At 35.5% G+C, this 12612-nt stretch carries 14 protein-coding genes and 1 tRNA gene; 11 read left to right on the top strand and 4 right to left on the bottom strand.

What is annotated here, in order from left to right:
* Positions 1-94: 94 nt before the first annotated feature.
* On the bottom strand, positions 95-538 hold the full coding sequence (locus tag ABS766_RS14275; RefSeq protein ID WP_408085868.1) for a hypothetical protein: 444 nt from the start codon (positions 536-538) through the stop codon (positions 95-97).
* 189 nt (positions 539-727) lie between these two features.
* Here ABS766_RS14275 and ABS766_RS14270 point away from each other — a divergent pair, with 189 nt between their 5' ends.
* From ABS766_RS14270 to rplT, 8 genes are all read left to right on the top strand, one after another.
* A complete protein-coding gene (locus ABS766_RS14270; RefSeq protein WP_408085867.1) occupies positions 728-2725 on the top strand; it encodes a trehalase family glycosidase in 1998 nt (665 codons plus the stop codon).
* 78 nt (positions 2726-2803) lie between these two features.
* The gene (locus ABS766_RS14265) at positions 2804-3253 is read left to right on the top strand and encodes a DUF2231 domain-containing protein (RefSeq protein WP_408085870.1); all 450 of its coding nucleotides are present in this window, start codon (positions 2804-2806) and stop codon (positions 3251-3253) included.
* 244 nt (positions 3254-3497) lie between these two features.
* Positions 3498-4553: a nucleoid-associated protein gene (locus tag ABS766_RS14260; protein ID WP_408085866.1), complete on the top strand. Its 1056-nt coding sequence runs from the start codon at positions 3498-3500 to the stop codon at positions 4551-4553.
* On the top strand, positions 4540-5772 hold the full coding sequence (locus tag ABS766_RS14255; RefSeq protein ID WP_408085865.1) for a hypothetical protein: 1233 nt from the start codon (positions 4540-4542) through the stop codon (positions 5770-5772). Before ABS766_RS14260 ends, ABS766_RS14255 begins: the two co-directional genes overlap by 14 nt.
* An 89-nt stretch (positions 5773-5861) precedes the next feature.
* Positions 5862-7814 carry a threonine--tRNA ligase gene (gene thrS, locus ABS766_RS14250; RefSeq protein WP_408085864.1) on the top strand — a complete coding sequence of 651 codons (1953 nt, stop codon included), beginning with the start codon at positions 5862-5864 and terminating at the stop codon, positions 7812-7814.
* Positions 7815-7863: 49 nt separating this feature from the next.
* Positions 7864-8391 carry a translation initiation factor IF-3 gene (gene infC, locus ABS766_RS14245; RefSeq protein ID WP_408085863.1) on the top strand — a complete coding sequence of 176 codons (528 nt, stop codon included), beginning with the start codon at positions 7864-7866 and terminating at the stop codon, positions 8389-8391.
* Positions 8392-8518: 127 nt separating this feature from the next.
* On the top strand, positions 8519-8716 hold the full coding sequence (gene rpmI / locus ABS766_RS14240; RefSeq protein ID WP_408085862.1) for a 50S ribosomal protein L35: 198 nt from the start codon (positions 8519-8521) through the stop codon (positions 8714-8716).
* Positions 8717-8819: 103 nt separating this feature from the next.
* A complete protein-coding gene (rplT, locus tag ABS766_RS14235) occupies positions 8820-9164 on the top strand; it encodes a 50S ribosomal protein L20 (protein WP_408085861.1) in 345 nt (114 codons plus the stop codon).
* Positions 9165-9236: 72 nt separating this feature from the next.
* Here rplT and ABS766_RS14230 read toward each other — a convergent pair whose 3' ends face one another.
* Positions 9237-9752, bottom strand: coding sequence for a DUF4833 domain-containing protein (locus tag ABS766_RS14230; protein WP_408085860.1), 516 nt, complete (start codon positions 9750-9752; stop codon positions 9237-9239).
* A gap of 251 nt (positions 9753-10003) precedes the next feature.
* Here ABS766_RS14230 and ABS766_RS14225 point away from each other — a divergent pair.
* From ABS766_RS14225 to ABS766_RS14215, 3 genes are all read left to right on the top strand, one after another.
* A tRNA-Arg gene (locus tag ABS766_RS14225) sits at positions 10004-10077 on the top strand.
* Between the two features lie 202 nt (positions 10078-10279).
* The gene (locus ABS766_RS14220) at positions 10280-10408 is read left to right on the top strand and encodes a DUF1003 domain-containing protein (protein WP_408085859.1); all 129 of its coding nucleotides are present in this window, start codon (positions 10280-10282) and stop codon (positions 10406-10408) included.
* A 100-nt stretch (positions 10409-10508) separates the two neighbouring features.
* Positions 10509-11375 carry a mechanosensitive ion channel family protein gene (locus ABS766_RS14215; RefSeq protein ID WP_408085858.1) on the top strand — a complete coding sequence of 289 codons (867 nt, stop codon included), beginning with the start codon at positions 10509-10511 and terminating at the stop codon, positions 11373-11375.
* Positions 11376-11498: 123 nt separating this feature from the next.
* Here the strand turns inward: ABS766_RS14215 and ABS766_RS14210 are convergent, their stop codons facing one another.
* Positions 11499-11903 carry a hypothetical protein gene (locus ABS766_RS14210; RefSeq protein WP_408085857.1) on the bottom strand — a complete coding sequence of 135 codons (405 nt, stop codon included), beginning with the start codon at positions 11901-11903 and terminating at the stop codon, positions 11499-11501.
* 30 nt (positions 11904-11933) lie between these two features.
* The gene (locus tag ABS766_RS14205) at positions 11934-12539 is read right to left on the bottom strand and encodes a TetR/AcrR family transcriptional regulator (RefSeq protein WP_408085856.1); all 606 of its coding nucleotides are present in this window, start codon (positions 12537-12539) and stop codon (positions 11934-11936) included.
* Positions 12540-12612: the final 73 nt, after the last annotated feature.

Genomic DNA, 12612 nt, shown 5'->3' with positions numbered 1-12612 from the left:
GAATAAAGGGAACCCGCGGGCTCCCTTATTTGTTTAAAAAAAATAGGGCTGACTCACTTTTGAGACAGCCCCTTTTTTTATGCTATGCTGAATATTATTCCTTTCCGAATACCTTTTTAAATTGGGCAGGGGTTAAATACCTTAATTTACCCATAACTCCAGCTTTATTTGTATGATAAATTGCAATATACATTTTACCTAAAGTTTTCTTGTATTCTAAATCAAGAACATCACCATTTTCCAATTCAACAGTTTTATGTGTTCCTTTTTCAACTCCTTCAAAATTAGTAAGCAAATCATAAAGGGCATCTAAATCTGAATATTTAAAAATAAAAAACTTATAATTATCAATTTTATCAAACTTTTCATCTCTGTACCTCAGAACACAAAGGTTGTCATTTTTCTCAAGAGTTACATAAGGCTTACCAAGCAAATTATACTCTCCAATAAGCTCATTTTTTTCAACATCTTTAACCTTTAATTGCGCAAAAGATACAGTAACTACTAATAAAAAGATGGTGGTTAAAATTTTTTTCATTTGTTAAATTTAGTTTTAATTAGAATTGAGCGCAAATCTAAATAATTTATTTATATAAAAAAACATTTTTTCGAAATATAATCGTTTATGTGAATTAAAACTAAAATCATAACTGTGTGTTAACTTTAAATCTGCAGGTTTTAATTCTGTAAGAATTTCGTACTTTTATAGTCCACACCAAACCTTTAGATGAAAAAAAGCAATCCTAATATTAACCCCTTAGCCGGGCAATTACTAAAAATTATACCGGCACTACTATTATGTATGAGTTGCAGCACCAGTAAATTTATAGAAAGCCAAACGGTTTTTGACCTTCCTGTAGAAGAAACCATTAACGACCTGCTTGCAGGGTATGATACTGATGGGGATAAAAAAATAACTAAAGACGATGCGCCCAATAAAGATTACTTTATGGTAAGCACACGGGGCGACACGGTTATTATAAGGAATACCTATTATTTATCTAACCTGTTGCAGGAGCTTGCTATTGCCAGCGAGCAGGCACATGATAACCTTTTAATAACCCTTAGCCAGATACAGGAGCCGCCTGCCGAACGCATTTCACGCAGGATACGCACCCAGTTTTGGGATGACCTTACCCGTACTATTGATGAAGACGGGCTAAACCGTATTATGGCTGATGAAAAAATGCATGATATAAAGCAACGTATTTATGTACCGTATGATGATAACGTAGGGTTTGCTTATTTTGAGCACCTTCAGAAAACCAGGCCAAACCTGGAAGTGGTAGTACTACCTGAAGATATCACACCAGAATATGTAAAGAGCATTAATGATAAACCGGGCATATTGAGCCTGAAAATTGAAAATGGCAAAGGTGTGCCATTTGTAGTACCCGGAGGAAGGTTTAATGAAATGTATGGCTGGGACAGCTATTTTGAAAGCATAGGCCTGTTGCTTGATCATCGTTATGACCTGGCAAAAGGCATGGCAGATAACTTCTGTTACCAGATCAGGCATTATGGTAAAATTTTAAATGCTAACCGTTCTTACTACCTTACCCGTACACAACCGCCTTTTCTCTCCTCTTATATAAGGGAGATTTATAAAGCCATGCAGGGGAAAGACAAGAAATGGCTTAGTGAATCGCTCTCTATGGCTATTAAGGAATATGAAGAAGTATGGATGCAGGAGGGCGGACGTTTAACCGAAAACGGGCTGAACCGTTACCATGCTGAGGGTATTGGTATTCCGCCGGAAACTGAGCCGGGACATTTTTCGTCTATACTTTCAGAATTTGCCACACAATATAATATGCCTGTGGCTGAGTTTGAGGAAAAATACAAAAGTGGCGAAATTAAAAATGAGGAACTGGACCGTTATTTTGTGCACGACCGCACCATGCGTGAAAGCGGGCACGATACTACATGGAGGCTGGATAATGTAGCTGCCGACCTTAATTGTGTAGATATTAATGCGCTATTATATAAGTATGAGAAAGATTTTGAGTTTTTAATAAAAACCTATTTTAAAGAAGGGTTTGTAGCCGAAAATGGTACAACCTATTATGCGGAATACTGGCGTAAAAAGGCCGAGAAAAGAAAAAGGCTCATGAATAAATATTTATGGAACGAAGAGAAAGGCTGCTTTTTTGATTACAATTTTGTAACGGGTGAACACACCACGTTTATGTCGGCTACTAATTTCTTTCCGTTATGGGCGGGGCTTTGTTCAAAAAAACAAGCCGGGCGCATGGTTCCCGTATTAATGAGTGAACTAAAAGCTAAAGGCGGCTTTTTAGCGTCTTCTAAAGAATCTACAGAGCGTTACCCTAATGAAAAGGTACAACGCCAGTGGGACTACCCCAACGGCTGGGCGCCACACCAAATGTTGCTGTGGAAAGGCCTTATGGATTATGGTTATGACAATGAAGCCCGCGAAATGATTTACCGCTGGTTGTGGACCATTACCCAGAATGCGGTAGACTATAACGGTACCATTCCTGAAAAGTATGATGTAGTAAATACCACCCACAAAGTATATGCAGAATATGGCAATGTGGGTACTGATTTTGCCTATATAACCCGTTCGGGTTTTGGATGGATGAATGCATCCTATCAATATGGCATGAGCCTGCTGCCTCCTGAATTTGTAAAAAAACTGGACAACCTGGAGCAGCCCGAAAATGTTTTTGGTGTGCCGTGGGAGCCTGCCGCTAAACCTTAAAACCTGATTAAGATTACATATCCCGGTTTGCTAAGCTTATAAAATGTGTAATTTAGTGTAACAAAAACTAAACACACCATAAATGGAGCGCATTTTCACTTAGTTGTAAACCACTTCCCTATTATTAGTACCATAATAGCACTACTAGTGCTAATTGCTGGCCTGTTTTCAAAATCGGTGCCGGTACAGCGTACAGGGTACTTTATATTTATACTGGCGGCAATTACTACCATTGTAGCCCTGCAAAGTGGCGAAGGCGCCGAAGAAGTAGTTGAACACCTTAATATTGCAGAGCACCAAATGATACATAAACATGAAGAAGCTGCAGAAACCTTCGCGATTTTCTCATATACCCTTGGGGCTTTATCTTTATTGGGGATATGGCTTAGCATTAAGAAAACATATAGCGTAGCCGTTGGTATACTAATACTAGTGATAAGTGTTGTTACTATTTATTTTGCCAGCCAAACCGGCACTACTGGCGGCGAAATTAGGCATACTGAGATAAGGGAAGGTAGTACTTTATAATTTATATATTTCAGATAAAACTTACTGGATAACCTTGAATCCGGATAAAATGTTTGAGTATTTTTTTATTGGGGTTTAAAGGTTTCATGCAAATGCAAATTCAAATTCTTTTATTCACATACTAACAATATATAATGAATTATTTTCTATAAATATTAAATTTTTAGAAACTATGACAAAATTTAATGCTTTTATATTTTAAAACATTTTATATTTTAGCTTATCAAACTATTACCAAACAGTTATGGAAGCTAAAATTGATGATTTTAAAGTAATTAATTATATAATACATTTCATTAATAAGGAAAGTGGCAAAACTAGTGCTCAAATTGATTTTTCAAAAAAAATTGATGGAGATAATGAGTTTTCAAAAACTTTAGCAAGAGAAGTTCATGTCGCAACTAATAGTAGTGTTTCCCTCAAAAACACAAATTTTAGAAATGACAATGAAAATTCATTCAAAAAGAGACTTGATGAGTATTTAGCTACTCACCAGAAAGAAGAGTTTTACGATTTTAGTAAAACTTTAGAACAGTTAAAAGAGAAAATGGAAAAAGAATCTTTTGCTGTTGGAGGATATTTTCTTTTCATCGACTACGAGTTTCAAAATAAACGATTTCTATCTGTAGTCTTACTACGAAAGAAAAAAGGCTTAAATATTACAAAAGTAGACGATACTTATATTTTAAATAATATCGAAAACATCAACATTGATAAAATTGCCATGGCTGTTCGCTTGAATTACAATATTTATTTAAATCCTCTTGATGACAGAAATTATCTTGCATTAATAACAACTCAACAGAATGGTATTATATCAGCATATTTTAGAGAATGGGTAAATACTGGAGATTTTATAAAAAATGACAAAAATACAGACTCGTTAGTTCGAATTATAAAAGGCATCCCGGTCCCGCAAGATGATGAAGGTAACGACCTATATAAATCTTCCGCTGATTTTCAAAAAGCAGTATTTGAGTATGCTCGACCAAGAAAAAACAAATTAATCAATTTACGAGATATGGGTGTTCACTTCTTTGGAGAAGGAAATGAGAACAAATTTCTCGACTATGCTACAAAGAACGATATGACTATTGACCCTGAGTTCAAAAGGGATTCAAGTATATGGAGAACTTTAGTAACAATCAGGGCGCGTATTGAAGGGGTTGAATTAAACGTTGATTATGACAAGATAAATGATGATGAAGTTTTCATTGGTGAAAGTCAAATTATAATTAAATCTAAAGAATTGATTTCTCAAATGAAGGCTCAAATTATAGAATCTAATGACAAACTCTGAACAACTAAAATTATTTGCATCGCTATTTTACAAATGTGTCGTCGGAGGTAGTGTAGAGCATTATGGTAAAAAACTTAGCTTTAAAATTAAACAAGATGAAGAGTTTGAAGAGTTATTAAAATGTACAGATGAAATTTTCGAGTTAGAGCAAGTAATAGGTTTAAAATATGAAATTGATTTAAAGAAAGTAAAACATATAAATTCTTATGTCTTTTATAAGTATGAAGATTTTTTTAGAAGATATGAAGAATACAAAGATGTTTTTTATTCCTCAAACATTCTCATCCTACAAACAGACAGCTATATTCTTAAGATTGAAAATGAAAAATTTAGAACAGAAAAGGGATTAGTATTTAATTACCCTATTTACAGAAAACTTCTCAGCTACTTGAAACATAATTCAGAGTTTGCAACTATTCAAGATCAATCTCAATTTGTATTGGTTAGTAAAGATTTTGGTGTTTTTAATTTAGGATTTAAAACTAATGAATTTAAATTAAAAGAAATCGACAACCTCGAACCAAAATTAAACAAATTAAAAACTTTATTTGAAAAGAAAGAGTTCATCCAGTTTTTTAAAGAAAATATTTTAAGTGTTGGTTTACATAAATATGATATTAATGACCGTCTAATAGAACTTATTAAACATATAGATATAATACTTAACTTAACAGAGAGAGATTACGAGAATTATGTGCTCAATTTCAGTTTCGAAAAAGTTAAAGCTAAATTTAAAGATGAAAGAAATAAATACTTTGAAAACTTAGATAAAAATATTGAGCTTGTAAATAAACAAGTTTTATCACTTCCATTAACATTTGCTGCTAGTGTGTTTGCTGCTTACCAAATAAAAGACAAATCATGGATATTGTTCTTGATACTCCTTGTCTATATATTTTATACAATAATAGCTAATAGAACTTTAAATATTTCAAAGTACAGCCTTGACCGTATAGATGATGATGTTAAAAATGAAAAAGAACAAATTGAGAAAAATTATCATCGTAACTTTGAAGATTTTAAAAGAGACTTTACTAATATCGAGAATAAAATTTCAAAAATTAAAAATCTAACTAAATTATTAAATTTTACTTTCATTTTCCTACTTATAATTTTCACAGTGTTTGTAACTTTTCAAGTTTATTCGTCATCTAGTCCTACTCAAACAATCCAAATTCCAATAGAAAAGATCAAGTTAATTGAAATTGATTCAATCTAAATACTCTTAAAATTAAAACCATATATACCCCTTCCCTATTGCACCAAACAACGTAAACCGTTATCTTTGCGTTTCATAAAAATTTAGCAATGATAAATATTACATTACCGGACGGTTCGGTTAAAAAGTTCGACGCGGGTGTAACTCCCCATGACGTCGCCATGAGCATTAGTGAAGGTTTGGCACGCAACGTGATATCGGCATCATTTAACGGTACCAGGGTTGAAACCAAAACCCCGCTAACCACCGACGGTTCGCTAATATTATATACATGGAATGATAAAGATGGTAAAAAAGCCTTCTGGCACTCTTCTGCCCACGTGTTGGCTCAGGCATTGCAGGAGCTTTACCCCGGTGTAAAGCTTACTATTGGCCCGGCCATAGATAATGGCTTTTATTATGATGTAGATTTTGGTGACCACACCATTACCGATAAGGATTTTAAGGCTATAGAAGACCGTTTTCTGGCCATTGCACGCGAAAAGCATGAATTCAGCATGAGGGCGGTAACAAAAGCTGCCGCTTTAGAGCTATATAAAAACGAAGAAAACCCGTATAAGGTAGAATTAATAGAAAACCTTGAAGACGGCACCATTACTTTTTGCGACCACGCTACCTTTACTGACCTTTGCCGCGGCGGGCACTTGCCCAATACCGGTTTTATAAAGGCCATGAAAATTATGAGCGTAGCCGGTGCCTACTGGCGCGGTGATGAAAAGAATAAGCAGCTTACCCGTGTGTATGGTATATCGTTCCCGAAACAGAAAGACCTTACCGAGTACCTGCACCTGCTGGAAGAGGCTAAGCGACGCGACCACCGCAAGCTTGGTAAAGAGCTGGAGTTATTCACCTTTTCGCAAAAAGTGGGTCAGGGTTTACCCTTGTGGCTGCCAAAAGGCGCTGCCCTCCGCGACCGCTTAGAGCAGTTTTTGAAAAAAGCACAGAAAAAAGCCGGGTATGAGCAGGTAGTTACACCGCACATCGGGCAGAAAGAATTATATGTAACATCGGGTCACTATGCCAAGTATGGCGCAGATAGCTTTCAGCCGATACACACCCCTAACGAGGGTGAGGAATTTTTGCTGAAACCTATGAACTGCCCGCACCACTGCGAAATTTATAACAGCAAGCCGTGGTCTTACAAAGACCTGCCTAAGCGTTATGCCGAATTTGGTACGGTTTACCGTTATGAGCAGAGTGGTGAGCTACATGGCCTGACACGTGTTCGTGGTTTTACCCAGGATGATGCCCATATCTTCTGTACTCCGGACCAGCTTGATGAAGAATTTAAAAAAGTGATTGACCTGGTACTTTATGTATTCGGCTCGCTTGGTTTTGAGAATTTCAGCGCGCAGGTATCACTTCGCGACCAGGAAAACAGGGAAAAATATATTGGTAGTGATGAAAACTGGGAAAAAGCAGAAAATGCCATCATCAATGCAGCAAAAGATAAAGGCCTTAACACGGTAGTAGAATATGGTGAAGCCGCTTTTTATGGGCCTAAGCTTGATTTTATGGTGAAAGATGCACTGGGCCGCCAGTGGCAACTGGGCACCATACAGGTTGATTACAACCTGCCGGAACGCTTTGACCTAACCTATAAAGGTGCTGATAATGAGTTACACAGGCCGGTAATGATTCACCGTGCACCGTTTGGCTCTATGGAGCGTTTTATAGCCATTTTACTTGAAAACACCGCCGGAAACTTTCCGCTTTGGTTGATGCCGGAGCAGGCTATCATATTGTCTTTGAGTGAGAAATATGAAAATTATGCTAAAAAAGTTTTACAATTGCTGGAAAATCACGAAATTCGCGCCCTAATTGACAACCGAAACGAGACAATCGGGAAGAAAATTCGTGAAGCAGAAGTACAAAAACTTCCGTTTATGCTGATTGTTGGTGAGGAAGAAGAGAAAAATGGTACGGTTTCTGTGCGTAAACATGGTGACGCCGGAAAGAGTAACCAAACCATGACGGTTGAACAATTTGCTGAACTGGTTCAGCAGGAAATAGACAGAACATTAAAGCCATTTGACGTTTAATTTAAATTTTTAAGCCATAGCAATAAGAAACAACAGAGGGTTCAGGCCCATGAGGGTCGAGAAAAAAGACCCACACAGGACTAATAAGGACATACGTGTACCGGAAGTAAGGCTGGTAGGCGAAAATGTAGAAGCAGGGGTTGTAAAAACTTCTGAAGCATTACGCCTGGCCGAAGAACAGGAACTGGATTTGGTAGAGATATCGCCAAACGCAGAGCCGCCGGTTTGCAAAATAATGGATTATAAGAAGTTTCTTTATGAACAAAAGAAACGTGATAAAATGCTTAAGGCAAAATCCACGCAAATCACGGTAAAAGAAATACGTTTCGGTCCACAAACCGATGAGCACGATTATGAGTTTAAACGCAAAAATGCTGAAAAATTCCTGAAAGAAGGGAGTAAGCTAAAAGCGTTTGTATTTTTTAAAGGGCGCTCTATTATATACAAAGAGCAGGGGCAGATATTACTGCTCAGGCTTGCGCAAGACCTTGAAGAGGTGGGCAAAGTAGAATCTATGCCGGTACTTGAAGGTAAAAGGATGATTATGTTTATTGCGCCGAAGAAGAAAGCGAAATAAGTTATAATGTTTGGGGTTTCAGGTTTAAAGTTTCAGATTCTGCACCGCATGAATGAAGCTAACTTTACACCTGAAACTTTAAACTTTTAAACAAAAAGTAAGTAAGATAATTTAATACAGGAAGAAAATGCCTAAAATGAAAACAAAATCCAGTGCTAAGAAGAGATTCAAAGTAACTGGTTCAGGAAAAATCAAAAGAAAGCACGCTTTCAAAAGTCACATCCTGACAAAAAAGTCAAAAAAACGTAAGCTTGCCCTTACTCACGATACTCTTGTGAATAAGGCTGATGAGAAAAGCGTTAAGCAGCAATTAAGGCTAATATAATTATAGCCCGCTGTTTCGGTTAAAACAAATTAATAACCCTGGAGTACGGCTTTAAGTCCTCAAAAAAATAATTGGGGCGCCTGCTACAAAAACAATTAAAATTATGCCAAGATCAGTAAATTCAGTTGCTTCAAGAGCCCGTAGAAAAAGAGTTCTTAAGCAAGCCAAAGGATACTTTGGAAGACGTAAAAACGTTTGGACAGTAGCCAAAAATGCGGTAGAAAAAGCAATGGTTTATGCTTACCGCGACAGAAAACAAAAAAAGAGAAACTTCCGTTCACTTTGGATTATGCGTATTAACGCAGGTGCAAGGCAACACGGTATGAGCTATTCTCAGTTTATGGGTAAAGTAAAAGGTGCAGGTATTGAATTGAACCGTAAAGTTCTTGCAGACCTTGCCATGAACCACCCTGAAGCGTTTGCTGCTATAGTAAACCAGGTGAAATAAAAACGTAGTCTATAAACAAATATATTATCTTACTTATTATAAAAGCCCCTGCAATGCAGGGGCTTTGTATTTTTAGCTATTAATATCCATCTGTTCTACTATATCTTTACCGGTGGCAGCATCTTTACCATAAAACTTAATATATTCTATTTTAACCCCCATACCCTTGGTTTGTAAAAAAATGCGCTGCAATATTATGTTTTTACCGTTAACATGTACTGTTACATAAGGTTTTCCATCCTTTCCTATTTTTAAAAATAACGACTTTTGCTCATAGGCAGCAAGTACAAACTCGCAGGTGTTTCCATCTGCTTTTATCACCGTAATACCGTAGGCCATTTTGCGCTGTATAGCTGTTAGTTCTTTCTTTTCTCCATCATCTGAGAAAGCTATACAGTACACTGTTACAGGATCTGAAGCATTTATTTTTTTTCCTGCAAAATTAGCATCATACACATAAGTATTATGGTTATTGCTGTGCTGTATATAAAAAAGATGTCCCCTGGCAGCCGGCGGTACAGGATAGCCTTGCTGCGCCTGCCCCATAAATAGTGAAAAAATTAAAATGGTTATTGTATAAAATTTCATAGCGGTTTGTTTACCCATAAATTTAAATAATTTAAGGATATAAAAACCAGTGGCTTATAAGTTTAAATGAAAAAATTTATTGTGTATATGCATATTACACCGAAACCTATATGAATAATTTGCCTATTAAGCATATTTCATTAAGGTTTAATCTATTAGAATATCAAAATTTATACTGTTTTCAAAAAGAATAATTAGTCTTTTTATTTTAAATTAAAAGCCTTACATTTGCAGCCGTTTAAACCGTAAAGGGTCGCGTAGCTCAGCTGGATAGAGCACCTGCCTTCTAAGCAGGCGGTCATAGGTTCGAATCCTATCGCGATCACTTGATGGGACAAATTCAAAAAATGAGTTTGTCCCATTTTTATTTTTAGTTATTTTTTTGTCAATCAACGTGCTATAATTGATTGCTTAGTTAACTCTGGTGTCTGAACTTAGAGTTGGGCTTTAACTATTTTTTATCATTATAATATGGGTTTTATTTAATGGCTTAACTCCTGTAAAATTATTGACTCCTATCCATATTAATGAATCTTATTCTTTTGTACATTGCTGCATCACAAGATCCAGTTATAATGATGAGTAAAAATCAACAAGAGGAAAGACAGAAAAGAGCAAAAAATAACTACTTGATTAACTTAAAAGCTAACCTGTAAATAAAGCGCTGAATCAGAAAATTGAACTACTCATTCATAACTAATTCCTAATTTGAAAATCAGGAATTAGAATTGAAAATTCTAAAGAAACTTGAACAATATGGTAAATTCTTTTTTTACAGATTTTAAAACCGTCTTAATAATTGGAATTATAATTGCCCTAACCATTTCTTTCGCCTTATTTTTTAAATATGCATCGAGAAAGAAAATTAATGACTTGGTGGCAACAAAACACATTGATCCAACAAGCTATGTTTTTGCAACGAAACTAATAACGGCAATTATTTTTATTATAGGTATTTCATTTGCCTTAATTCAAATTCCCGAAATGAAAACTTTGGGTCATTCGTTGCTGGCAGGTGCCGGAATCTTATCATTAGTAGCAGGATTGGCATCACAACAAGCTTTGAGTAATATTATGAGTGGGGTTCTCATTGTTATTTTTAAGCCATTCAAAATCAACGATAGGATTACGTTTAATCAAACTTACACCGGAACCGTAGAAGAAATCAATTTGAGACAAGTTGTTCTCAGGGATTTTGAAAATAACAGGATTGTGGTACCAAACTCGGTAATTAGCTCTAATGTTATTGTCAACTCAAACTTAAATGATACAATGGTTTGCAAAATGATTGAAATTGGTATAGGATATAATTCTGATATTGGCAGGGCTTTAAAAATAATGGAAGAAGAGGTTATACAACATCCATTACACGTAGATAACAGAACTCCAGAAGATGTAAAAAACAATGTGCCCGAAGTTATATCAAGGGTTACTGCCCTAGGAAATTCATCTATTACATTAAAAGTCTGGGCCTACTCAAACAATACCTCCAATGGGTTTATAATGTATTGTGATTTACTTCGCTCAATAAAAGAACGATTTGATAAAGAAGATATAGAAATACCTTATAGTTACCAGAATATCATTATTAAAGAACAAAATAAAAACGAAACCACAATTTAGTAGACGGCCATGAGTTGCGGGCCAACGGCCGCCTCTAATATCATCGTAAGTGCAGGCATACGGTGTTAATTTAACATCAGGTTGAAGTTTTGTACCATCGTTCACAAAAGATAAAAGATACTATTAGGATATATGAGAAACTTTTGATTCTCCATTTTTTCCTGCCAAACGATACCCCAGATATATACTAGGAAAAATACCAAGAATTGAAATAATCCAAAATAGCGTTGGGTTATTTGTGCTATACCATAGCCAAATAATGACTATTGTTATAAAGGCACTTACCCAAATTATATTCTGTATTTTCTTACTTATAAAGGCAATTACCAACCCGCCTAAAAAACAACTAAAAAGGTTAGCCGTTAATTTTAACAGAAGTAAATACTGCTCGTGACTATTCAGACTGGTTTTACCAAATAGTTCTGCCGATTCCGGATATATTTGACTTTCCAGTAATGCGAATGCAATGCAGAGAAAAACAATTGTAAAAAATCCACTTGCTATTGCCAAACTATCTTTCCATTTCATATTTTTCATTATTAATTACCATTAAATTTTTCAGGTTTTTATACTTTGATAAAGGCTGTCCCATACAGCCCTCACTTCATCAGTCAGTTGATCAGAACTACTGATCATTACCATATGCATAGCAATTCCATCACTGCTATATACAAATTGCTTTGCGAGATTTTCTGGTGAAAACGTAGTTTTGATTTCTCCGGTAGCCATTGCGTTGGTAATAACGTTTTCCCAGGCTTTCAGCTCTTCTTCTATTCTTTGCGCTTGCTGAATTTTAATATCAGGTAATAAGCGAACGGCATCAAACAAAATGTAGTAGATGTTTTTAGGCTCATCTCCTTCCAAAGTTTCCTGATACCAGCTATGCATTATTTTTTCCCTCTCTTCTTGAATCTCCAGGTTGGACTGATAAAAAGATTTTAATGAACCGGAGGGAAGCGTTGCATAATCCAGTTTCAACATCTGACTGAAATAAACGTGTATAACTTCTTTAAAAACCTCTTCTTTACTACTGAAGTAATGATAAAAAGCTCCTTTTGAAAATCCGGAACTTTTAACAATTTCATTCATCGTTACCTCTTTAAAACCTTTTTGCAAAAAAAGAAGTAATGAAGTTTTTAGTATTTGCTCTTTAGAATTTTTCATAAAAAAAACCGACCGTTTGGTATGCAAATATATAAATAAATTTTTACTATGAACAAAAATGGAGATTAAACAT

The organism is Flavobacterium rhizosphaerae (assembly GCF_046000445.1).
GTDB lineage: Bacteria > Bacteroidota > Bacteroidia > Flavobacteriales > Flavobacteriaceae > Flavobacterium > Flavobacterium rhizosphaerae.
The sequence above is the reverse complement of the archived record's forward strand: the minus strand, read 5'-3'. Positions and strand labels throughout refer to the sequence as shown.